The organism is bacterium (Candidatus Blackallbacteria) CG13_big_fil_rev_8_21_14_2_50_49_14 (genome assembly GCA_002783405.1).
GTDB lineage: Bacteria > Cyanobacteriota > Sericytochromatia > UBA7694 > UBA7694.
This window is the reverse complement of record PFGG01000009.1, coordinates 25,001-48,957: the sequence shown is the minus strand read 5'-3', so window position 1 is coordinate 48,957 and position 23,957 is coordinate 25,001. Positions and strand designations below refer to the sequence as shown.

Sequence of the window (23,957 nt, the reverse complement as noted above, 5' to 3'; positions counted from 1 at the left end):
AGGGGCGGCAAACCCTGAAATCTTCAAACGGCTTCTCAATGCAGATTTTTCAGAGCCGCCAAGGCCTGCGCATGATCTGGCTGCCAACTCAGCAATTGCTGAAAAATCTCTCGGGCTTGGGCCTCTTGATGCAGCGCAAGATATGACAACCCCAGATTATAGGCTGCATTGACATAAGCTGGCTTATTTTTTAAGGCTTTCTCAAGCAAAGGCATAGCTTTTCCAGGCTCCCCATTGGTCAAGAAGAGGGAACCTAAATTATAAAGCACGACAGGGTTATTGGGCTCAAGTTCCAAGGCTGTTTTGAAATGCTTTTGAGCCTCTTCTATCTCATAGGCCTGGAGCAAAACCTGCCCCAAGTCGTTGAGCAAGGCGACTGAATGGGGGGTTTTCAGCAATTCATTCCGCAGCCAAACCTGCTTATATTCCTGCTGAAAATAGGCATTCTTGCGTGAAAAGGGGTCAATTTGAAATAATTCCTGATAATAGTTTAAAAGCCGGGAGTACTCTTTCGAAGAAGTGTAATAGCCAATCAAAGCAATGAGTGCACTGCTCCGCTCAGCGGGGTAGCGATCATAAATCGCCTGAAAAAGAAGCAAAGCCTCATCGGCTTGCCCCATACTCATCTTTAGATTGCCCTTTTCAAACATCAGATAGGGTCTCATGCTCTGATAATCTTCACTTCTGTCAATCCAGGCCAGCCCCCTATCTAAAGCTTGTATGGCCTCTTTTGTTTTTTTCTGCTTTTCTAGAATTTTTGCGCGTTGGGTATAAATAGTGGGGTACTCAGGGGAGACTCTCTCTGCCTGATCCAAAGCTGCCAAGGCCTGCTCTGTTTGGCCCATTTGCTCCAAATCTTGGGCAAGCAAAACATGGTTAAGGGCTTTGTCCGGATATTTTTGAATCGTTTTCTGAATCACTTCGAGCGAGCGCTTTTGGATCTCAGCCATGCGTTCAGGCTGTTTCATACGACGATAGTAAGAGTATAGATTTTTGAAGTTGCTGTGAGCCATGATCGGAATCCAAGGACTGTCTGGGTCAATGCTCAAACCGAGTTCGATTTGTTGTCGCGCCAGTTCAGGTTGGTTTTGACGCACATAAATCTGCGCCAATTGCAAAGGGATCACGGGATTATCCGGCAAAGCCTGACCTGCCTGTTTTAAAAGTGCAAAGGCTTCGGCAAAATCTGGCTGATCTTGCTCAAACAATTCATAAAGCACGTGCATTCCCAAGGAAAAAGCGATTTCAGGAGCATTTTGCTCTGCTCCTAAACGCTGTAGCAAAGATTTTAATTCAGCAGATGAAATCATTCTGTTACTGATTTCAATCGAAGCTTGATCTCGCAAATTAATATAGCTCAAGACCAATTCAGTATTGCCAGGAAAAACCTCTAAGGCTTCTTTCAGAAGTGCTTCTGCCTGGGTGTCAAGCTTTTGAGCAATCAAAATATTGACCTTGACCAACCAGGCTTTGACAAGCTGAGGGTTATTCTGCAGAGCCACATTGATCCAATGCATTGCCTTTTCAAGTTCCTGGCTGTTTTTGCTGCGAACGCCACGCGCCAAAGACAACTCAGCCAGGCCTGTTTGAACCAGCGCATCCTGGGGAGCCAAGCGCAACGCTTCTTGGAAAAGTTTTTCTGCAGCCTGTCGATCTGCCGACGTATTTTTTTCAAGCAGATACTGGCCACGATAATAAAGCGAGTGGACTTCATTGGCAGAGGCCGAATGCGAAACAGCAGGTGCTGAAAAGGTTGAACCCTGAAAAGATTTGAGCAATTTTTGCGCAAGGTGATCCTGCAAATCAAGAATGTCACGGACCTGTCCTTCTACCTGAATCACCGACTCAGGCAAGATTTGACCCGTTTCCACAGCGATCATGCGCGCCTGAATGCGCAGACGCTCTCCCACTTTTTGAAAATTGCCAAGCACCATGCGCCGAGCACCTACCAATTTTCCCAAAGAAGGGGCCTGGGAACTATCTGCCAAGGCAGATTGCGAAAAGCTCTGTTCCTGCAGTATGCGTTTGATCTGGCTGCGTTCAATCACCTGCAGAGTAGGCAAGCGTGCCAACGAGCCCGCCAGACTTTCAGCCAAACTCAGCCCCATCCATTCATCTTCACTGAGACGGGTCAGGTTTTCAAAGGGCAAAACGGCGATAGAGAGCGCTTCTGAAAAATTTTCTTGGGTTTGCAATAGAACAGCTTTTACAGGTTCTGATAAAAAAGGCTGAAAAGGCAGCAGAAGCTGAAAAGCTGACAATACGATCAATCGGTGGATAACTTGCATTTTATTGTTTCTTTCTCAATCTCACCATTCTCAGACAGATCTGCCTGAGAATGGTATCATCACGATCTTTCTGCGAATTAATGCCCCAACCACTTGGAGGTCATAAAGGCACTGACCCCACCAGAGACAGCGCCTACGCCCCCTGAGATCAAAGCTGCAGGAAGATTTTTTGCCATGGCGCCCCCAGCAACAGCTCCAATACCGGCACCCGAAATCGCACCAAACAGCGTTGCTTTGAGCTTGGAATCGGTCAGATTGGCAACCACCCCCCCGCTGATAAAACCGGCAACTGCACCAAAGCCCCCGCCAAAAGCCGTGGCCTGTTTCACGCTTTGTGCACCGCCCAGGAACAAATCCCCGGCCCCCATTAACAAGCCTCCTGTTGCAGCCCCCACCAGACTGCCCGCAAAGGCACCGCCTGAAATGGTGATTATCGGACTGACAGAGCCTTTGCTTTGTAGCGTGACCTGATCCGTTCCCATACTTGCCAAAGGTTTATCTGCCTGACTTTGTTGAGATTCCGGTTTACGTGAAGCTTCCTGCGGTTTGCTGATCACTTGTGTCTGTTGAATTGCGGTAATGGCCATGGCTCAATTACTCCCGAGAATTGATAAGCTAGTTATCGTCTCTAAAGCACTCAGAATGCGCATCATGGCAAAAGCTTATTCTAAAATTAAAGTTTTAATTACCTGATATTTACTTTTGTCCGCAGACTTGCTAAAATAAAGGCATTCGGGCATCGTGCTCCCTATCCACCAGAACAAAATTCCCCCGATTCAACAGACCGAGGTCTGTAATTTACCCGTAATGACCTGAGAGGTAGTTCCATGCAAGTTTTGCGTAATTATATACATGGGGAATTTGTCCCCTCATCTTCCAGCGAAGTTCTGGATGTCATCAATCCCGCCACCGAAGAGGTTTTGGCCCAGGTTCCCCTGAGCAACCGAGCAGATCTGGATGCCGCCGTGGCTTCTGCCAAAGCCGCATTTCCCAGCTGGCGTCGAACCCCTCCTGCTGAGCGCGCGAAATATATCTTCCGTTTTAAAAATTTGATGGAAGAACATTTCGATGAAATCGCGACCCTGGTCACCCAGGAGCACGGAAAAACCTTTGCTGAAGCGCAAGGGGATGTGCGCCGCGGGATTGACAATCTGGATGTGGCCTGTGGGATTCCCAGCCTGATGCAGGGTGAAACCCTTGAAGACGTTGGCCGTGGTATTGACTGTGTATCCACCCGCCGCGCGATGGGTGTCTATGGCGCCATTACGCCCTTTAATTTCCCAGCCATGGTGCCCCTCTGGTTCATGCCCTATGCGATTGCCACGGGAAATACCTTTGTGCTGAAGCCCTCTGAACAAGTCCCCCTGACCCAACAGCGCATGTTTGAACTCTGGCACCAGACAGGCTTGCCCAAAGGTGTAATTCAAATGGTGCATGGCGCCAAAGAGATGGTCAATGGCCTGTGCGAGCATCCCGATATCGTTGGGGTTTCTTTCGTCGGTTCAACCCCTGTGGCCAAACATGTCTATGAAACAGGCACCCGCCACCACAAACGGGTTCAGGCTTTAGGCGGCGCCAAGAATTTCCTGGTTGTCATGCCCGATGCAGAACCTGAAATGACCACCCAAATTCTCTCCGATTCGTGCTTTGGTTGTGCGGGCGAACGCTGCCTGGCTGGAGCCACCCTGATTCTCGTCGGCCAGGCCTACGAAATTTTCAAAGATCGCCTGGTGGCAAAAGCCAAGGAAATCAAAGTCGGCAATGGTCTGGAAGAGGGCGTGCTGATGGGCCCCGTGATTTCAAAAGGCCACAAAGAACGCGTGATCGGCTATATCGAAAAAGGGGTTGCAGAAGGAGCAGAACTCTTGCTGGATGGCCGTATTGGCTATGAAAACAGCAAGGGATATTTCCTGGGGCCCACCGTTTTTGACAAAGTCACCCCCGAAATGACGATCGGCAAAGAGGAAGTCTTTGGCCCTGTGCTCTGCCTGATCAAGGCTGAGAGCCTGGATGAAGCCATTGCCATTATCGAGAAACATGAATTGGCAAATACCACTTCGATTTTTACCCAGAATGGGAAATGGGCCCGTGAATTCTGCTATAACGTTTCTCCCAGCATGATGGGTATCAATATTGGCGTGGCAGCGCCCATGTCCTTCTTCAATTTTGGAGGCACCAAGCAATCCTTCTTTGGTGATCTGAAAGCCCATGGCAAACACGGGATTGAATTCTATACAGAACGCAAAGTCGTGATCAGCCGCTGGCTCTAATCATTCTGATTCAAAAGCCCCTGCTGAAAATTCAGCAGGGGCTTTTTTAAGAATATTTAATGGATGTTTAAATCGGGGTCGTGGGCAAAGACCTCAAGCACTTCAGCAATGCCGCTGACTTTGTGAGCTACTTGATCGCGATCAAATTGCTTGTAGAGGGAACAGGTCAAAACCAAGTGGCGCCCAAAGCGATCTGCCAGTAAATCCTCAGGGGGGGGGAAAGACTTAATCACCATGCCAAACTCTTCTACCTGCATCATAATCAAAGAAGCACGAACAGACTTCATTTGTACGCCATCCATCAGTTCGATATGCAACTCCACCACTTCTTGCCCACTGGCTTGAGCGGTTTGGATCACCCGACGATCAGCCGCATTGTAAAAGGTTTGGATTTCTTCAACCTCATGCTGCACCAAGGTATCCTCATCACCTGCTACAGGGGGTTGAAAAACATCTTTGCCCAGGGTATACGACCAAACAGAGGCATTTTTAGGGCTCAGTTCCACCAGACGGGTATGGTTAAAAAATGAAACCAGCGTATTGCCATTTTCCAAACGCGCCAACCAGGTCGGGTTTAAACGGTTGCTGCGGGCATGCCCATAATACTCCCAAATTAATTTACCTTCTGGATTAATTTCTAAGACCCGATGGTGCCGCGTATCGGCAATCAGAAAATTCCCATTTTCAAGACGGGTCGCGTATCCAGGCCCAAAAAGACGATCCTGTTTTCCTGGCAATTGACCCTTGCCTTTGATGGGATTGCCATAAAACCATTTCACCAGACCCGAGCGGTGAATAATCGTCACCCGGTTCAAAAGGGCATCACAAAAGAGAATGCTACCATCGGGCAATTCTTCAGCATACTGCGGCGAGGCAATCAGCTCATCGCGCTTAAATCCCCAAACAGTCTGATTATCGGGTGTAATTTCAACCAAACGCTGATTGTATTGATCGGCGATTAAATAATTCCCATTCTTGAGCAGCATCGCCGATCGGGGATGATTCAAACGACGACTGACCGGCCCCTTGATTTCATTCAGAAGCTCTTTATCCAGGCGCGAAACTTCGATCACCCGGTTATTGCCCGTGTCTGCAATCACGAGCGAGTGAGAAGTGACCTGCAAAAATTGAGGACGCGAAAGTCTTTGCTCGAGATCATAACCAAAATGCCAAATCACACGGCCCTTGCGATCTATTCTGACAATCCCGTTGTGGCGCTGATCAATTAAATAGGGAGAATGTTCAGTCAGGCTTGCTCCCTCGCGGGTATAGACCACAGAATGATCAAAACTCTCCAAATGTGCCTTGGGTGCAGTTGGGCGTTGAATTAAAGCCTGAAGCCGTTCTTGGGCTGAAACTCTGCGAAACTTGGCCCCAGCATCTTTAGGGGCTGCGGGAGTTGGCACAAGCGGTTCAACTGCTGCCTGAACAGGAATTTCACGGGTTGGAGACTCTTGGCTCTGAAGGGGAGGGGCTTCTGCTGATTCAGGCTTATACTCCGATCGTTTGGCAGCTTCAAGCTGAAGTTTATCAAGGGTTGAAAACCAAATTAATTTTTTTTGCAGCGGCAAGATTTGTATCGCCTTGCGATCGTTATAGAGTATAAGATCTTGATTGGGCAAACGAATCAAGCGGGAGGGCTCGAGCAAGCGCAGCTCAGTGGGCATGCCTGTTTTATAGTAAGTAATCCGCTCTTTGACCACCCCCAAGGGATCCAATTCCAGAATCTGATAGGCTTCAGCATCGACAATCAACGTATGCCCATTCCAAAGACGTTGGGCGCAAACCGGTCGCAGCAAACCATAGGACTCGCGCTCAAAAATCTGTTCAAGTTCACCTTCTTCCCCCAATTCCAAAACCCTGCCATTGTTCGCATCGGTAATCAACCAGGTGCGATCAGGGGTAAATTGAAGATCCGTCGGAGAATCCAAATGCGCAGTATCGTCTCCTGACACGCCCTGTTCCCCAAAGCTCCAGCAAATCTGACTTTCATGATCAATTTCAAGTACGCGGTGATTGCCCTGATCCACAATCAAATAACGCAGCTCACCTGAGGAGGTACGCCGCCAACTGATTTTTACAGGATTTTTCAAGCGATGGGTTTCTGATTCAAAGGTTTTCATCGACCAATGAATTTTGCCCTTTAATCCCACTTCATAAATTTGATGGCGGTGGCTGTCTGCTACCAAAAGGCGTTCATCCGGCATACGCACTGCATCTCTGGGAAACTCACAGGAAAGCTGATCAGGATCCAATTGCCAGACAATTTCTTTGCGGGAATTCAGTTCAAGGATGCGCAAGCCCTGTGGATCGGGCAAAACAAAATTGCCATTTTCAAGTTCAGTCGTCGCCTCAGCAGAAGCAATCCGAGCCTTAAAACTGCGCAAGGCGTTTTCAAGCTCATAGCCACAGACCTGACATTCCCAATGATTCATCAGATTCTGCTGACAAAGCGGACATTGCAAAGGCACGATCGGATCAGGATGTTCTTTTAACCAGCTTTCCTGCTCCTGTCTGAGCACAACCGCCCTGCGGCGCAAGGTCATTTTCAGACTGCGCCCCTCATGCAGTTTCTCAAGTTCCACAGGCACATCAAAGGATTTTTCCAAAATCGGACGAATCCGGACAGCTTCTTCCTGCAGTAACTTCCAAGGACGGGGAAAGTCCATGATTTCCAGGCCCGTTTCCAGCTTAAAATATTCAGCCAAAAGTTTTGCGATCAGGCTTTCTGTTTCAGGGCCCAGGCTGATTTCTGAGGCACTGGGTTTTGACGGTGCCTTTACAGCTTCAGGCTCAGGCGGAGCAGGGGGAAGCGGCTCAGCTTGCGCGGGAGCCGGAGCAACGGGTCCAGGCATAGGCTTTCGGGCCACCACCGGGGGGCTCAGAACAGGCGGAGGCACAAATTCTTGGGGTTGATGCAAATCTGAAGGATGCAGTACAGGGGGCGGAATCATTTCAATTTCTGGCTGCTCTAGGGAGAACAAAGTCTGCTCATTGACCAACCCAGACTCTAAGAGCATTTGCTTGAGATTTTTTTGGGAATAGGATTGAAGTGGGTTGGGTCGGGCAAATAAAATCTGACAGGGTCTTGAACCGTCTTTCAAGGCATAGCGACGCAGTGTTTTCACCTGTGCTGTATCAATCACCGAGACAACAGGGGTGAGGGGATCAGGAGCATTTTGGAAAGTCATCACCAGCAAGAACCTTTGATTCGGAGAAAGCTGGAGTAAATCGCTGGGAACTTCACTTTGATTTCGAAAGAGATCTCCTTTCAATGGAATTCTTTTGCTGACAGACCAGGTCGAAATTTTTAAATAAAGCAATTCTTGAGCGGGCTTCAAAGTTAATAGATAGAGGTGTTCAAAATCAGGGGCCATGACCAGATTGCCCAACATGCCCAAACCCGGCTTGATCTGCTCAATTTGACCCGTGGCGATATTCCCCACATGCAAAACCGTTGAGGTATTGTCTGTCATGATCAAACGTTGATCACGCAAATCAAAGGCCACGTTCAGCCCTGAATGACTGCCCGCAGGCCGCACTTGAAAATGGGCAAGTTTATGATGGTTTTGAGTTGAAAAGACATCCACAGTCCCCGCGCCACGATCGGCCAAGGCAAAAAGTGAATCATCTGCAGCAAAGAATAAATCCCAAGGTCCTGTTTGATTTCTGTCGCGTAAGTTTCCCGGAAAAAGACTGCTACGACCATAACCAAGCCAATCTGCCTGCAGCCCTTCCTGGGTCAAAACCCAAGCGCCTTCACGCGACAGAACCAAACCAGCTGTCGCCTCTTTTTCAAGAGGAACAGAAAAAAGTTGAGTGCCATCGTCTTCTTTTACCAAGAGACGATGGGTTGCCCAGGGGGCCCACTGTGAACCCGTTAAACTTGCAGAAAGCGGATAAACAGCAAGCTCCTGTTTCGAAGCCAAATCACTGACCCGCAAAAGCCCTGTTTCTGGCTCCAATTGATAAAGCGTCCCTGACAAAGTACGGTGCGACTCTTCAAACGCTTTTTTCTGAGCCTCAAGCATGCCCACCAAAGTGGCACGTTCAACCAAGCCACGTTGAATTAACTTTTCGATCAATTTAAGGTCTTCAGGACTGGCTATCGACATTTAATTTAACGTTCTAAACCGCATTCTTCTGATAAGATAAGGCGTTTTCCCATCTTACTAGTATAGAATCCCTGCAAAGATTATGCAAAGAGCAGAGACAATGCGGATTTACTCCTCATCTAACCAATCCACATCCTCTTCGCTGCGGAAGAAGCGCGGAGCATGACTGGAATGAGGCGATTGTTTCGCCATTCTTGCCGCATAGGAGTCTTTTTGAGGATTCGCCACAGGCGCCTTTTCCTGGCGCACCGTTTGGCGGGAAAGCTCTGAAACTTGAGGAGAAAGATGTTTTGATTCTCCATAGGCAGAGCGCGGTTCTGCGGTTGAGGCGGAAGCCTGGGTATGGGCCGTCAAACGCGAAACAGACGTACGCTTCTGGGCGCGTTCAGAGGCCTGTCTGCGACGGTTCAATTCTTGAGCAGCAGGCCCCAAGGTCTGTGTCGAAACATTCTGCTCGACTTCTCTTTCAGATTTTACTGAAGGGGAAGGCTCTCTAAAATCGCTGGGTTCTGGTGTGCGTTTGGTGGGACGGGCCTTTTCAGCAAGGTTTTCTTTATGTTTTACCTGATCAACCACGGACAACTCAGCCTTTACAGGCTTGCGGAGGTGTTGAGCATTCCGGGACTTCTTGGCAGAAGCAGGTTTTGGAATCTGAGTTGAGGGCAAAAGAGCGGGTTCACTCGAGGTTTCAAGTAAAAGCTTGGGCTCTGATCCTGGATGCAATTTTTTATGCGTGTCACGCGCAGGTCCAGGTTTGAGTTTCTTTTGCGCTTCAGGATCCTTGCCCGCCTTTAATTGCCGAGCAGGGGCCTTCCCCGCTTCAATCAGTTTGGGTGTTTCAGGCTCTGCCTGAGGCACCTGTTTTTTTGAACGAGCTGCCGTGCTGTTTTTCTTCTCCTGAAGCGCTGCGCCCTCTTCAACAGTCGAGCGCTGAGATTTTGCTTTGCCCGTATTTTTGAGCGGTCTCTCTTTTTTAGGCGAAACAGACCTTGTTTCTTGCGCTTTTTGAGAAGGCTTGGTCTCTGCTGATTTTTTGTGAGTGGTTTTCCCGCGCTCACTTCCCTGACTAACGGTTTTTTCCGTTTCCAATTTTGGGGTTTCACGTTGGTCTGACCATTCAGGCAAGGTGCGATTGATCAGTTTTTCGATATTTTTCAGATGCCGGATTTCGGCAGGAGAAACAAAGGTATACGCCTCTCCTTTGGCCAGAGCGCGGCCTGTTCTGCCGACGCGGTGCACATAATCTTCAGGATGGGTCGGGGTATCAAAATTGACGACATGGGAAATATGCTCAATATCCAGACCTCGGGCCGCGATATCGGTAGCAACCAGGATTTCACACTCCCCACGCTTAAAACGTTCCAAGGCATTCTGGCGTTGAACCTGCGAAAGATTGGAGTGAATCGCCATGGCTGAAATACCCGCCTGTTCCAGACGTCGGCTCAGCTCGGCACACCCCAGCTTGGTACGGGTAAACACAATCGTAGACGTCATTTCGGGTTGTTTGAGCAGCGAAATCAAGAGTCTTTCTTTTTCGCGATCGCCCACTTTGCAAATCCACTGTGTCACCGTATCCGCTGAAGAACTGCGTTCGCCAATCACGATCATCTCTGCAGATTGGGTGCGGGTCACACGGCGTGCCAATTTTTCAATTTCAGGGGGCATGGTGGCAGAAAATAACAGGGTTTGCCGGGTGCGGGGAACATAGCTGACAATATTCTCCACATCGGGTATAAAGCCCATGTCCAGCATCCGATCCGCCTCATCTAAAATCAGAAAACGCACGTCGTAGAGGCGCAAGGAAGGTTTTTGCAGCAAATCCAACAAACGGCCAGGGGTCGCAACGACAATATCTACACCTTTTTTGAGTGCTGATTCCTGAGTTCGGGAAGGCACGCCCCCATACACAGCAACACAACGTACTGGCATGAAACGGGTATAGTCTTGAATGGCCTGAAAAATCTGTTCAGCCAACTCACGTGTCGGCGTAATAATCAAAGCCTGGGGATGCGCGCTGGCACCCGGTTTAATCTTTTGCAAAACAGGCAAGGCAAAAGCCGCAGTTTTACCGGTACCCGTTTGGGCACAACCAATGACATCACGGCCTTCAAGCAGCGTTGGAATCGTTTTTTCTTGAATGGGAGTGGGGCCTGTATAGCCCATTTCATCGAGTGCTTGAAGCAAGGGGGGGTGTAAATCAAAATCTGAAAATTTCATAGGGTTCCATGGAAGTTATTATTGTTAAAGCGCTAATGGCATGCTTAAAATCTGTTCCTTAATCGAGAGACAGAAAACGTCCCAGCGAGAGAATCCGTCTGGGGAGGGACAAGATAAACCCTGATTTGCGGGTTAAAGCTGAAAATATGAATAAAATGCATGCCCTTAAAGCATAGCACTCCTCTTATCCTGCTGACAATTAAGTAGGTTCAGACCGTGCCAAAACTTGAAGTACAAAAACCCAGTCCAAGCTTCTGAGCATGGGGTCAAGGCACCCCGAGCCCAGAAGCTTGTGAGCAAAAATTTACAGGTAGAAACGCCCTACCAGTCCCCTTCGCTCGAGTCGGTGGGAGAATTGGTAAGATTGCGCAAACCCGAACCATCCAGATTAATTTGGAACAAATCATATTGCGTGGAACTGCTTTGGCTCTTTGCACCTGAGAAAAGAATCCGTTTCATATCCCGTGAGAAAACCGGTCCAAATTTTGCAAGTTGATCGGTGGTGAGACGGCGAATTTTAGAGCCATCAGCCTGCATGATATAAATTTCATTGGAGTCTGCATCCCGACTGGAAGCAAAAGCAATCATGCTGCCATCAATTGACCAAGTGCCGCCGTAATCCTGTCCTTGATGACGGGTCAGGTTCTGAGCCCCTTTGCCATCAATGCCAATCGTGTACAACTCGTTATTGCCATCCCGATCAGAGACAAAGAGCAGGGTTTTGCCATCGGGCGACCAACGGGAAACAGCGTCTCCAGCAGGATGGTTGCTGATATTTTTTTGTTGAGACCCATCAACGTTCATGATATAAACCTCTTCATTGCCATCGCGTTCAGAGGTAAAGGTAATGTGTTTGCCATCAGGGGCAAAATCGGGATAGAGATCGCGATCGGGATGGTCGGTCAAACGACGCTGATTCTGGCCATTGGCATCCATGCTATAGATTTCTGGATTGCCATCGCGATCGGAAACAAAAACGATCTTGGAGCGATCCATTGACCAACGCGGCATGGTATCCGCAGCTGCATTTTTACTGAGATTGACCTTTCCACTGCCATCCGCATTCATCAGAAAGATCTCTTCATTGTTATCGACCACCTGGGTCAATAGAATTTTACCCATGAAAGGAGAATCATCTCCTGGATATTTTGGTGCACAGCCCATCAAGGCAGAGAAGAGGAGCGAAGCAGATAAACTCAAAGCAAAAATGCGTTTCAATTGAGGAAACTCCTTTAGCATAAACTGGCTGTATTATAACAGGGAACCCAAGCAAGGATTAACTCTCCTTATTTAGTTTTTTCACTTCCAGCCTGAAAAACCCTTACAAAAACGTCCAAGGCCTATTCAGCTGAAAATGGGCTGGAATAAGGATTTTTGCCATGGTATGATAGGGCGCATGGCCCTCAAAATACACCATCTCAATTGTGGCACCTTGTGCCCACTCAGCCAAAAACTTTTCAATGGCAGGGGTTCTCTCCTGAAACCTGGAATGCTGGTTTGCCATTGTCTCTTGCTTGAAACAGAAGCTGGATTGGTGCTGATCGATACAGGATTGGGACGGGAAGATTTACGCCTGGGTTTTGTCAGCCCTTTGCTGGATACCTTTTCTCCCCCACGCTACCACGCCCAGGAAACCGCCTTGGCTCAAATCAAGGCATTGGGTTTTGCACCTGAAGAGGTCAGACATATTGTGCTCACCCATCTGGATCTTGACCATGCCGGTGGCCTTGCTGACTTTCCGAAGGCCCGTGTTCATCTTCACCTTAACGAATACCAGGGAGCGGTCAGCCAGCCCTCTCTTGCTGAAATCTGGCGCTATTTGCCCCGCCAATGGAAACATGACGTGCAGTGGGAAACCTATGAGCCCCTAGGGGAGACGTGGAAAGGCCTCAATGCTGTACGCAGTTTACGGGGATTGCCAGAGGAAATTCTACTGATTCCGCTGCGTGGCCATACCCGCGGGCACAGTGGTATTGCGATTCAAACCCCAACAGGTTGGTTACTTCATGCCGGGGATGCTTTTTTTGAGAGGGGCCAATTGTCTTTTCCAGGAATAAACTGTTCCCCTGGCCTCTTGCTGCTACAGGTTCTCGAGCCTTGGAATGCCTTTGAATGGGGCAATACGCTCCTCAAATTGCAACTCTTGTCCCGTCAGCACCCCGACGTACAAATTCTGTGCTCACATGACCCACAGGCCTTTAAAGAGCAGGCAGGCCAACCTTGAGTAGTCTTTTGAAACAGGGACTTCGGCGCGTCAATGCTTTTGTGGGTGTACGTAGCAACGAATGGGGCCTGCTCTTGCTCATGCTGCTGCATTTTTCAGTCGCACTGTGTAACCAATCGCTGCAACGCAGTTTGAATACCGGCTTATTTTTAGGTGCCTTTGACTCCAGTTGGTACCCCTGGTATTTTCTAGCAGAATCGATTTTAACCTTTGTGCTCTCGGTGGTCTATTCCCGCTTTGTTTTGGGAAAAATTGACAGAAAATATGAAAGCATCGGTTTGGGCCTGATCTTTATTGGGATTCTGTTGAGCGGGCGTTTTCTCTTGCTCAGCAAAGCGGCTTGGATACGCTTTGTGCTGCCGATTTGCTGTGATACGTTTCTGGGTTTGACCTTGCTTCAAACCTGGAGCCTGTATGGGGATTGCCTCGACAGCCGCAAAGCCAAACGTCTTTTTCCGTTGATTGGCTTTGGCGGCACGATTGGCGCCATCAGTGGGGGTTGGATCAGCCTTTCACTGGCCAGCAGCTTAGGCACCGAAAATCTGCTGTTTATCTGTGTTCTTCTTTTGAGTGTCTTTTCAGGACTGAGCCTGATCCTGCAAAGATACAGCCTGACACATCCTGGAGCAAATGCAAGCACACAAAGTGCAGAACAAAACTCCTTGCAGGAACAACTGCAAGAATTCATGAAAGGCATCCTGGGAAATCGTTTGCTGCTCTTGATGATCTTGATTCTGATCAGCGTCAGAGCCTCTTCGACGATCGCAGATTATCATCTGCAGGTGCAATTGCGAGGGCATTTTAGTCAGAACGAAATTACCGCCTATATGGGCACTTATCTTGCGATCACCAATATCTGCGTGCTGATTATCCAAGCCCTTGTCGAAAACCGTCTGATCAACGCCTATGGCGTGGTATTCGGCATGGCCCTGACCCCTGTCGCTTTGAGCATGGGCATGGGTTATTTTATTTTCAGGCCTTCATTGTTTTCGATTACAGCCACCAAATTCTTTGAACAGATTACACGCAATTCAGTCTTTAAAACCGCCACAGAATTGGTCTATCTGCCTTTTGATTCCACTACCCGCCGCCAGCTCAAACTCACAGTCAATGGCATTCTGGGGCTGGCCACAGTCCCCTTGGTCAGCTTGGCCATTTTTGTCATGCAGGGCAATACGCTTGGCCTGGCAATTTTAAGCCTGACCTTTGCCCTCGCGGGCATTCTGATCAGTCTTGAACTGAAAAAACCCTATACCCAAAGCTTGCATGAATCCCTGATGCGCAAACGCCTTTTGGTAGATGAAGAAAGCAACGAGTCTCCCATTCAACTTTCCAGTGCCCGAATTGAAGAAAGCCTGGCCCAGGACAATCCAGAAATGGTGCTGTTTTCGCTCGAATTATTGAAAACCCATGCCTTGCGACTTCCTCAGGATCAACTTCTGCCTCTGATAGAACACGAAAATCCCTATGTACGCGAAACGGCCATGCATATTCTTCGCCATCAAGCCAATCCAGATCTGGTGGATATCGTTTTACACCTGCTGCGCCACGAGCGGGTGGGAAGGGTTCGCCAAGCCTGTTTTCAGGCCTTGCAGCATATGGGAGATGAGTCGATCAACGCCATCGCGATTGAACACCTCAAAGACACACATCTGGCGGTACAGGCTGAAGCTACCGTCTTTCTGTTTACACGGGGGGGCATTGAAGGCGTCCTGGCAGGAGCAGAACATTTAAAAAGTTTAATGGGCAGTCAAAAACAGGAAGAACTCTGTGCAGCAGCCAGTATTATGGGGGCGATCGGGATTCGCTATTTCCGCAAAGATTTTGCCGAACTGTTGGCTTCCGAAGCTGTTGAAATCAGGAAAGTGTGTTTAAACGCCGCAGGCCTCACCCCTGAACCCAAGCTCATGCCGCAACTCTTCAAAGCACTTGAAGATCGTCGCACCACCCGTGAAGCCTTGTACAGTCTGCAACACTTTCCCGCCGAATTGATCCTGCCCCAGGCCGTGAAAGAATTTAAAAAAAATACCAGCAGCCATGACTATCGCCAAGAACTCATCCGACTGCTGAGCAGTTTTGAAACGCCCCAGGCCATTGCCAGCCTGCTTGAAATTTTACAAGAACCCCATGTCCGACACAAATACCAAGCACTTAAAGCCTGCACAAACCTGCGCCGCAAGCTCATGTTTAATCTTTCAGAATACAACCACATTATTCATTACCAGATCCAACGTGAGTTTCGCTTTGGATATTCCTATTATTTTCTGCTTTCCCTGCTGCAGAGCAATCCCATCAACCGTGAGCGGGCCCCACTTTTACAGCAGGAACTCAAACAGCGCATCCTTTTTGTGCAGAATATGCTGTTTAAACTCTTTGCCCTGCTCTATAATCCCAATGAAATGTACAAGGCCTATCTGAACTTCAAAAGCCAGGCCCCCCACTACCGGGCCTTGAGTTTAGAGGTCTTAAACTATACCCTGAGCCGGGATCTGGTCGAACTGACCCTGCCGCTGATGGATGAAATTCCAATGGAAAAACGCTTGGCACTGGGCCGGGATCGTGATTTTATTGACGCTTATATTGGCCAGTCCTGGTGGAGCAGCACCCTGATTCAAGAGGATCTTTGGCTGAATCGAATCGCCACTTGGGTTCGCAACCCGGCCCCCAGTACTGAGGAGGAAAAAAACGTGTTTCAACTCTTAGACAAAGTCTTTTTATTAAAGAAAACCCAGCTCTTCAATCAGTTTCGCGCAGAAGAACTGACGCCCGTAGCCCATACTGCCGAAGAAATTTTATTGCCAGTCAATACCCGCGTCTTTAAACAGGGTTCACCCGGCGATGCCTTTTATGTCATCAACAAAGGCGAAGTCATCGTAGAACGCAATGGGCGCGAAGTCACCCGTCTGGGAACTGGAGAATGTTTCGGAGAAGTGGAAATTCTCAATGCCTCTCCCCGATTGGGAAGCGTCAGAACGCTCAGCAATTGCGAACTGCTTCGGATCGGAAGAGAAGATTTTATCGACGTGGTAGAAACCTATCCCGTTTTTGCGCGCAGTCTCTTGGAAATTCTGTCTAAACGATTGGGGGAAAATCTCACCCAAATGGAATCCTATCTTCCCAGTTCACAGCATACTTAAACCACTATCACGTGTGGGTCTGATATTTCCAAACAAAGTTTTGATTGGATCAAAGGATCTTCCAATCAAAAGAACCCGCTAAGCGCTGCTGAGAGTGCTTAGCGGGTTCACAATACCATTTTGGCTTTATTTGCCGCTCAAACGATAAATCGCAGCAGAGAGCGGGGGCACAGTGACCTGGATCGCTCCCCCCTGAATTTGAAGGGTTTCCTGCGGATTGAGCAGATTCACCAAGCGATTCTGGCTTGCCTTGTTCGGGCTTTCAGCACGCAGGGGAATTTGACGGGTTTGGGGCTGTTCGCTATTGTTGAAAACGGCAATCATCTCTTCAGCCGCATTTTCTGTCAGACGGGTAAAACCATAGACCTGTTCGTCTTTCCACATTTCGAGCTGACGACCGCGACGCATGGCCCGGTTTTGTTTGCGCAGATTGGTCATGAATTTCACATAATCCCGTAAACCACTGTCACGGTTAAAATCCATGTCCCGACGGTTGTCAGGATCAGGCCCACCCGGCAAGCCGACTTCAGTGCCGTAATAGAGCATGGGCAAGCCACGAATTGACATGATAAAAGCAATACTCAACATCAGGCGTTTGCGTTTATCACCCGAGGCTTCATGTACAAAGCGGGGCACATCATGGTTGTCGATAAAAGGCGAAAGCAAAGAAGCGTCGGGATAGACCCCGTCTTTATCAAAAATTTCACCCAAACGGCGCATGCTTTGGCCCCCACCCAAGGCGTCTTTGATGGCGTAATAAAGTGGGAAGTCAAAAGCAGAATGCATGCCCTCGCGTAGATAATCTGCCTGGAATTCAGGGTAGCCCGTGTAAATCTCACCCAAGAGCAGGAAGTCATTCCCAGCAAAGGCACGTATCTCACGGTTAAATTGTTGCCAGAAACTGCGGGGTACGTGTTTGACCGTATCAATCCGGAAACCATCCACACCCGACTGGGTAATCCACCATTTCATCGCATCAATGATATATCGGGCTGTTTCTGGGTTGCTTTGATTCAAGTCAGGCAATTCTGCCAGTTCGCCATTTTCAACCCACCACTGGTTGTTCCAGTCTTTGATCACACCGTTGTGGTTGAACCAATTATAGTATTTGCTGCCCTTGGCTTTGCCCTGCACTGCAAAAGGATGATCATAATCGGTATGGTTGGCGACAATATCCAAAAGGATTTTAATGCCCCGGCGATGCGCTTCAGCGACCAATTGTTTCAACTTGGCCATATCGCCCAAATGCTCATCTATCTTATAAAAGTCTTTAAACCAATAGCCGTGATAGCCCCAGATTTCCTGTTTGTGTCCTCCGCCAAAATCGGCGACAAAGCCATTGTCTCGATTGTCGATAATGGGCGTCAGCCAAATCGCTGTGGCCCCCAAATCCTTAATATAATCGAGCTTATTGATAACCCCTTGAAGATCCCCGCCATGGTAGGCCCAAGGATTGTTCTGAACATTGAAATCGTTGCTGCGATCGCCGTTGGAGAACCGATCGGTAAAGACGAAATAGATAATTTCGTCTTGCCAGATACGGCTGGCGCTGCGCAGATCAGTCGATTTACTCTGTGCGCGGACAGGCGCGGCATTGGCAGCCAGGCGGTTCAGGGGGGCAGGAGCAAGATTCTGTACACTCCGGGCATTGCCAGGCAGCATACTGCAACCTGAAAAGAGCAGAGCAGATGCCAAAGTGGTACTCAAAGCGGTTTTAAAGGGATGGATTTTTCGCATAGGACCTCCAGATTCGGTGAAAGACACACGGGACCACATGGATAATATCACGTGTTCTTAAGAAAAACTTTCTTAAAATTTAAATTATTTAACAATTCAATCGGCACTATCCTCTTCGCCAGGGCCGCTCAGAGAGTGTACTCAAGGTATGATATGATAAAAGCATCAAAAATGTAATAAAGGGGCCTGCGATGTCAGCTGAAAATTTTATCGTAGAATCGATTGAGTTTAAAATGAAAACCCAGGCCATGCTCAATTTCGCACCGATGATCTTTACGATCAAACAACCCCGTCGTCGCGATCTGGTTTTGACCGAAAAGGCTTTTTGGTCAGAAGATGCGCATAAACTTTTGGGGCCCAATTTTATCACGCTCGTCGATCAGGACGGCCTTTTGCGTCAGATCAAAATCAACCAGTTTCTCAAAGAATACAGCCGGATTCAATCCGCTTTTGAAGTTGATTCTCACATGATTCAGGATACCTTTACCGTTTTACAGGAAGGTCTGATGCGTGTGATTTTCACGGATATTATGCAAATGGCCTATAATAAATACGCCATGAACGCCAAAATGCGCAGCCGTTCAAGCATTTAGGTCTTTTAAGCTTTGCTCCAAAATCCAGCGATCTAAATCCAGGCTGGCAGCATTGCAATAATAGAGTTCATTCATTGGCAGATGGGCCAGCTCGGGCAAATTGGCATAGGCATAAATGCCAGGGGCATAGACAGGCAGTTGATTCACCCTTTCCCATCCTGCGGGGCCTTCTTCCTGCAATTGGTTGCCCACCAACCAAAGCTCGCCCTTCAGAACCGCCTCATACCAAGGCACCTTGTCCAATTGGTAATGGTAAAACCATTTTTCAGGCAGAGCTGGCTGTTTGCGCTGTTTAAACACCGGCAGCTCCAAGAGTTGGCCCTGGGCATTCGCATAAAATCGCTTGTTCTGAAAACGTGCAAAGCGTTCTAAAAAGGCATAGGCCTTGCGCCGATTGCGTAAAAAATTCTCTATCCAGTCTTTTTCCCAACTGAGTTTTTCTAAGCGTGCAGCGGGCTCCTGAAGTCGATTTTGCTGAGCCCACTCAATCTGCAAGCGCTCTCTTTGGCCGCTGGCAGGGTGAAGAATCTCTTGCCCAATCACAAACTTGCGTTGCAGATTCACGCCTTGCAAATAGCTGGGGCCAATCACCAAACATTCTTGAAGCTGGGTCTCATCTTCCACTCTGACGTGTCCGGTTAAAAGACTGCGTGAAACCTGCGCACCCGCTCCGAGAACCGTATCTGTTCCCAACCAAAGAGGCGAGCCCAGCTGCGCTTCAGTCTGAACATGAACATTTCTGCCTTTCCAGATTTTATCGGGCTCCTGCACCGCCTGAAGTTCAAAACGCTCAGCACGCCCCAGAATTTCAAGATTGATCTGAAGATAGGCAGCCAGACTGTGCAGCGGAATAACGGGAAAACGCACCTCGGGATGGTAGTCCAAAGGTACCTGGATCCAGGCATCAAAACGATTCTCACTCACCAAGGTATTCAGGAGTTGATGCGAAACCAAAAGAATATTGTCGGTGAGGTCCAAATGCCTTTGATTCAAACTGTAAATCCCCGTTTCACGGGGAAGTTGAAGGGTTTTCAGGGTCTGACGATCATAAAAGGGAAAAAGAGGGCCATCCACCACAAGCAAATCATCCTGAAGATGATGCTTTAAACGCTCTAAGGTTTCAGGCAAAACCTCGCCCGATAAACCTTCAATATAACTGAGCTGAATGCCCCAGGCAGCTCCCGTGCCATAGCGAGCAGAAATTTCTGGGGTCTGTAAATAATCGACAAGTAAAATCTCTGTCACCCCCAAATAGAGAAAAAGGTCAAAATAATACTCCAAAACCGGTTTCTCACAAACCGGAGCCAACCAAATCGGGAAAGGCAGGGATTGATCAAAGGGGGGATCAGGTAAACGGCAGTTGAGAAGGCCTTTCATGCGGGCGTGCTCCAGGTACTAACTTGCTTCTATTCTAACTGAGCCCAAGCGCTGACAAGGGTACATCTCTCACAGCCAAGGTCCAGCCCACTACAATTCAGAGCAACGCAAGCTTGTCGTGGGTCTTTCATCCGTGTCATTCTGAATTATCACGATTGATCCAGGAAAAAAAGATGTTTAAGTGGAGCGCAGCCCTTCTGGCCCTGACCCTGCTCACCCCGCTCAAAGCTGAGGCCCAAGCCATTCATATCGCCTGTGGCCAGAGCATGCCCTCAGAAATCTGCCAACGCATTGTCCAGCATTTCGAGAAAATTGAAGTGCCTGTTCAACTCAGGCTGGAGTTGGGAACCTCCCCAGCACCTGTTGATCTGGCTGAAGAAGAATTTTTATGGCAGGCCCAAAAGACCCCTGAAGGGCTCACACTTCAGGTCTGGGGCAAGGTAGAAAAAGACGATCCCACCAACCGGGGCCTGCTTTACGGAAGTTATGCCCTGCTCGAGCGTCTGGGTTTTCGTTTCAATCATCCTTTTCAGGTGCTCTCGCCCCCCCAGCTGAATCTGCCCTCAGCGGGAGAACAGCACAGAGAAAAACCTTTCTGGCCCCAAAGAGGTTTGGTGCATCACACCATGCATCCCCTGGAAATGACCCATGTTTTGAATGGCTGGGGCCCTGGTGGCCCCAGCGACCCCCAAGGTTGGGAAAGCCTGCGGGGGGAATGGGAAAGCTATTTGGAATGGTTGATCGCCAACCGCCAAAATGAAGTGGAATGGGTCTTGCTTGAAAAAGGGCCTTGGCAGGGATTTTCTCGCAGTACTTTGCGACAGAAACGCCTGAAAAGCTTGGTAGAACAGGCCCATCGCTGGGGCATCAAAGCCGGTATCGACGTCCCGCTGGCTTTGGGGCAGCAAAATGCCTGGAGGCTGGTGACCCGTTTTGGTGAACTGCGTCAGGAACAGGAACAGATTCGTGAAAATCTTGATTGGCTGATGGAAGCTGGCTTTGATTTTGTAAGCACAGAACTGGGCTTGAGTGAGTTTCACAATGCCGGAGATCAATTGATGCTGGATTGGCTCAATACGGCAACCGCCCACCTCGAAGACCAGTATCACAAACATTTCTATACCAAAATCCATATTTCAAGCGGCCAAGTCTCTGAGCGCTACCGGGATCCGCAAACGGGTGCCCCGCTCAATTTTAATTTTTTGCCCCATTACGCAGATCCCCGACTTGGCATCATGCCCCATACCGTTCAAATCTACAGTTTGGACGACCCGGCTCCCACCTATGGACACCAAGATTTTTCGCAGATGCATCAGTTTATCCGTCAGGAAGCTGGTAGACGCCCTTTGCTTTGGTTTCCTGAGAGCAGCTATTGGGTCAATTACGATATCAACCAGCCTTTGTTTTTACCGGTCTATGCCGCCAGACGCCTGCATGATATCTGGATCTTGGCAGGCTCTCGTCTGCCCGGCAACCCAGGGCCAGCCCTGGATATTCAGGGCCAAATGCTTTTTTCAAGTGGCTTTGAATGGGGCTATTGGCTGAATGACCGGATCAGCAGCCGTGCAGCTTGGAGCCCTGATTTTGGTAAAAGCTCAGAAGCCGAAGCCTTACATTTTCTCTTGTTTGATGCCCTGCAACCCGCTGGAGCAGGGCAAATGGCCTGGACTGAACTGCTCGAAAAAACCATTGCCAGCCAATACCGTTTGTTGGTCTTGGGCCAGCTTCAGGGAAAAAACCCCAGAGAAATTGAAAAACATACGGGCATGGCCTATCTGGCAGGTGTGGATGCCTGGAGCGAAATTGCCGCCTTGGCTCGAAAATCAGGGATTCTCAAAGGATTTCAAACCCAACCGGATCGGCTGGAACCCGAAGATCTGCGCAAACAGCCCCAGGCACTCCAGACTTATCTGCGTGAGATTCGCCCGCTCTTAGCGCAAATGCACAGCGAATTTAAAGCCTTGGCAAGAGAAGCCCAAAATTTGCAAAGACAGTATCCATCAGAATTTACGGCAGAATTCGTGGCGGGTCTTGAAATCAACGCCTTGCGTGCGGGCTTTAAACTTGCAGAGTATGAACATGCAGCCCTCAGTCAGGTCGGGCAAAAACAAGAGGCAGCCCATTGGCTGGCGTTCGCCAAAACCCAGCTCAACCGAGCACAAACAACCGTCAAACAGAGGGAAAGCCACTACCGTACCGATCCTGAGCGCATCGCAGGTTGGGGACTCAACCCAACAGCCTATCGCTATGGCTATCTTTGGCAGGCACGGGCCCTCAGCTTTTGGAAACGGGATTTGCTTGCGATGGAAACAGGCAATACCCACCCCTGCCGTTTGAATACCATCGATCCTCTGGAAGTGGCCCTGCCCGATCCTGATTGGGACAGCCGGGCGCTCCTGGCGCGGGATCTGGGTAAATTCTTGCCAGGCTGGAGAGACTGTCTCTTTCCTGGTGAAAATGAACCCGACTGGGCCCGATAGTGTGAACGATTTGATCGGTCTTGCTTTCAAACCAAACAGTTCGTGTATACTGTCAAAAATGGAATCACCACAAGGAAACTGGCATGTCTTCTGAAATCCTGATCCCAATTTTTCCACTGGGAATCGTTCCCCTGCCTGGAGAACCTGTTCCTCTGCATATCTTCGAACCCCGCTACAAGCAAATGATCGCCGACTGCGCACCGGTCGCAGGCAGCAATCAGTACCTTCCGATCGGCATCAATTTCGCCCATCCTCAGAAATTACACGAAACAGGCTGTACGGTGATTGTGCATCAAATCTTGCACAAGTACGCAGATGGTCAACTGGATATCATGACCCAGGGCAGTCAGCGTTTTCATGTCTTGGAATTGGATCATTCCCGCTCTTATCTTCAGGCAAAAATTCGCTATTTTGAAGATCTGAATCCCAGCGAAATACCGGATCCCGACTTAAAAACAAAATTGCTTGAAAATTACCAAACCTTTCTCAGTCTGATTGGCTCTGACGCAGAATGGAGTCTTGACACCGATGCGATCAGTTTCCAACTGGCCGCCCTGCTCAGTCTGGAAACTGAAATCAAATTGGAACTTTTGGAAAGTCGCAGCGAAAACGAACGCTTAGAACGTCTCTGTAACTATTTTAAAGAACTCCTGCCCCGTTTAGAAAAGGCCAAAGAGTTTCAGCGCAGGGTCCGCTCAAATGGTCACTTTTAAATGTAGGCCAGAGGATTGAACGGCTTGCAGACGGGAAGCCATTTGAGTGTGTATCCGGCCATTGCTGGCAAGAATTTCGCCAGAAAAAGGATCGAGCGTCCCTTCCTGGTAATTGCTGATTTTTCCACCGGCTTCCTGAACTAAAACAGCTCCCGCACAAATATCCCAGGCATTGAGATGACGTTCCCAAAAGCCATCAAAACGCCCGCAGGCTACATAGGCCAAATCCAAAGCGGCAGAACCCGGGCGACGGATATCCTGAACCTGATCAGCCAAATAGCAGAACTCAGCGTAATTATTGTCTTCGAGACTGGCTTTGCGATAGGGAAAACCTGTCGCCAGAAAGCTTTGTGAAAGGGTCTCAACAGGTGAGACCTGAAAGATATCCCCATTCAGGGTGGCTCCCCCGCCCTGATAAGCGGCAAAGGTTTCGGCCAGCACGGGAGCGTAAATGACTCCCAATACGGGCTTTTGCTGATAAAGCAGGCCCAGTGAGACACAGAAAAAAGGCAAATTGTGGGCATAATTCAGCGTGCCATCCAGAGGATCAATCGCCCAAAGCCAATCACTGCCAGTTTCCTGACGACCTGATTCTTCGGCGAGCAGGGCATGTTGCGGCAGATTTTGCTTCAGATAGTCTAAAATAGTGGCTTCAGAAGCCTCATCTGCTTCCGTCACCAAATCACCACTGCTGCTTTTGCTGCGAATTTTAGACAGGTGGCCCCGGTAATCAAGCAACTGAGAGCCGCCCAATCGGGCGGCTTCAAGTGCGAACTCTAGATAAGTACTTAACTCAGTCTGCAATG

Annotated in this window: 14 protein-coding genes; 6 read left to right on the top strand and 8 right to left on the bottom strand. The window is 49.0% G+C overall.

The window, feature by feature from the left end; genetic code table 11:
- Positions 1 to 35 precede the first annotated feature (35 nt).
- Complete coding sequence (locus COW20_01790; protein PIW50659.1) at positions 36 to 2,288, bottom strand: hypothetical protein; 2,253 nt, start codon at positions 2,286 to 2,288, stop codon at positions 36 to 38.
- A 77-nt stretch (positions 2,289 to 2,365) separates the two neighbouring features.
- Positions 2,366 to 2,875, bottom strand: coding sequence for a hypothetical protein (locus tag COW20_01785; protein PIW50658.1), 510 nt, complete (start codon positions 2,873 to 2,875; stop codon positions 2,366 to 2,368).
- 240 nt (positions 2,876 to 3,115) lie between these two features.
- On the opposite strand from COW20_01785, the gene mmsA reads away from it, so the two are divergent.
- Complete coding sequence (gene mmsA, locus COW20_01780; protein PIW50657.1) at positions 3,116 to 4,558, top strand: methylmalonate-semialdehyde dehydrogenase (CoA acylating); 1,443 nt, start codon at positions 3,116 to 3,118, stop codon at positions 4,556 to 4,558.
- Positions 4,559 to 4,614: 56 nt separating this feature from the next.
- Here mmsA and COW20_01775 read toward each other — a convergent pair whose 3' ends face one another.
- The 3 genes from COW20_01775 to COW20_01765 form a co-directional block, all read right to left on the bottom strand.
- Positions 4,615 to 8,673 (bottom strand): hypothetical protein, encoded by a 4,059-nt coding sequence (locus COW20_01775; protein PIW50656.1) that lies wholly within the window; start codon positions 8,671 to 8,673, stop codon positions 4,615 to 4,617.
- A 108-nt stretch (positions 8,674 to 8,781) separates the two neighbouring features.
- Complete coding sequence (locus tag COW20_01770; GenBank protein ID PIW50655.1) at positions 8,782 to 10,890, bottom strand: DEAD/DEAH box helicase; 2,109 nt, start codon at positions 10,888 to 10,890, stop codon at positions 8,782 to 8,784.
- A gap of 321 nt (positions 10,891 to 11,211) precedes the next feature.
- A complete protein-coding gene (locus COW20_01765; protein PIW50654.1) occupies positions 11,212 to 12,129 on the bottom strand; it encodes a hypothetical protein in 918 nt (305 codons plus the stop codon).
- Positions 12,130 to 12,286: 157 nt separating this feature from the next.
- Here COW20_01765 and COW20_01760 point away from each other — a divergent pair, with 157 nt between their 5' ends.
- Complete coding sequence (locus COW20_01760) at positions 12,287 to 13,114, top strand: MBL fold metallo-hydrolase (protein ID PIW50653.1); 828 nt, start codon at positions 12,287 to 12,289, stop codon at positions 13,112 to 13,114.
- Positions 13,111 to 16,251 (top strand): hypothetical protein, encoded by a 3,141-nt coding sequence (locus tag COW20_01755; GenBank protein PIW50652.1) that lies wholly within the window; start codon positions 13,111 to 13,113, stop codon positions 16,249 to 16,251. The genes COW20_01760 and COW20_01755 overlap by 4 nt, the downstream gene beginning before the upstream one ends.
- Positions 16,252 to 16,377: 126 nt before the next feature.
- On the opposite strand, the gene COW20_01750 is transcribed toward COW20_01755, so the two are convergent.
- On the bottom strand, positions 16,378 to 18,027 hold the full coding sequence (locus COW20_01750) for an alpha-amlyase (GenBank protein ID PIW50651.1): 1,650 nt from the start codon (positions 18,025 to 18,027) through the stop codon (positions 16,378 to 16,380).
- A gap of 152 nt (positions 18,028 to 18,179) precedes the next feature.
- Here COW20_01750 and COW20_01745 point away from each other — a divergent pair, with 152 nt between their 5' ends.
- Positions 18,180 to 18,581, top strand: a complete 402-nt coding sequence (locus COW20_01745) for a hypothetical protein (protein ID PIW50650.1) — start codon at positions 18,180 to 18,182, stop codon at positions 18,579 to 18,581.
- Here COW20_01745 and COW20_01740 read toward each other — a convergent pair.
- Positions 18,570 to 19,958, bottom strand: coding sequence for a hypothetical protein (locus tag COW20_01740; protein PIW50649.1), 1,389 nt, complete (start codon positions 19,956 to 19,958; stop codon positions 18,570 to 18,572). The genes COW20_01745 and COW20_01740 overlap by 12 nt on opposite strands.
- Positions 19,959 to 20,131: 173 nt before the next feature.
- Between COW20_01740 and COW20_01735 the strand changes: the two genes are divergently transcribed.
- Positions 20,132 to 22,438: a hypothetical protein gene (locus COW20_01735; protein PIW50648.1), complete on the top strand. Its 2,307-nt coding sequence runs from the start codon at positions 20,132 to 20,134 to the stop codon at positions 22,436 to 22,438.
- An 83-nt stretch (positions 22,439 to 22,521) separates the two neighbouring features.
- The gene (locus tag COW20_01730) at positions 22,522 to 23,151 is read left to right on the top strand and encodes a hypothetical protein (GenBank protein PIW50647.1); all 630 of its coding nucleotides are present in this window, start codon (positions 22,522 to 22,524) and stop codon (positions 23,149 to 23,151) included.
- On the opposite strand, the gene COW20_01725 is transcribed toward COW20_01730, so the two are convergent.
- Positions 23,134 to 23,955 carry an inositol monophosphatase gene (locus tag COW20_01725; GenBank protein PIW50646.1) on the bottom strand — a complete coding sequence of 274 codons (822 nt, stop codon included), beginning with the start codon at positions 23,953 to 23,955 and terminating at the stop codon, positions 23,134 to 23,136. The two genes, COW20_01730 and COW20_01725, sit on opposite strands and share 18 nt — an antisense overlap.
- Positions 23,956 to 23,957 lie beyond the last annotated feature (2 nt).

Excerpts from the sequence above, each read along its gene's own strand:
- COW20_01790 (PIW50659.1), bottom strand. The coding sequence starts at position 2,288 with ATGCAAGTTATCCACCGATTGATCGTATTGTCAGCTTTTCAGCTTCTG.
- COW20_01785 (PIW50658.1), bottom strand. The coding sequence starts at position 2,875 with ATGGCCATTACCGCAATTCAACAGACACAAGTGATCAGCAAACCGCAG.
- mmsA (PIW50657.1), top strand. The coding sequence starts at position 3,116 with ATGCAAGTTTTGCGTAATTATATACATGGGGAATTTGTCCCCTCATCT.
- COW20_01775 (PIW50656.1), bottom strand. The coding sequence starts at position 8,673 with ATGTCGATAGCCAGTCCTGAAGACCTTAAATTGATCGAAAAGTTAATT.
- COW20_01770 (PIW50655.1), bottom strand. The coding sequence starts at position 10,890 with ATGAAATTTTCAGATTTTGATTTACACCCCCCCTTGCTTCAAGCACTC.
- COW20_01765 (PIW50654.1), bottom strand. The coding sequence starts at position 12,129 with ATGCTAAAGGAGTTTCCTCAATTGAAACGCATTTTTGCTTTGAGTTTA.
- COW20_01760 (PIW50653.1), top strand. The coding sequence starts at position 12,287 with ATGGCCCTCAAAATACACCATCTCAATTGTGGCACCTTGTGCCCACTC.
- COW20_01750 (PIW50651.1), bottom strand. The coding sequence starts at position 18,027 with ATGTGGTCCCGTGTGTCTTTCACCGAATCTGGAGGTCCTATGCGAAAA.
- COW20_01745 (PIW50650.1), top strand. The coding sequence starts at position 18,180 with ATGTCAGCTGAAAATTTTATCGTAGAATCGATTGAGTTTAAAATGAAA.
- COW20_01740 (PIW50649.1), bottom strand. The coding sequence starts at position 19,958 with ATGAAAGGCCTTCTCAACTGCCGTTTACCTGATCCCCCCTTTGATCAA.
- COW20_01735 (PIW50648.1), top strand. The coding sequence starts at position 20,132 with ATGTTTAAGTGGAGCGCAGCCCTTCTGGCCCTGACCCTGCTCACCCCG.
- COW20_01730 (PIW50647.1), top strand. The coding sequence starts at position 22,522 with ATGTCTTCTGAAATCCTGATCCCAATTTTTCCACTGGGAATCGTTCCC.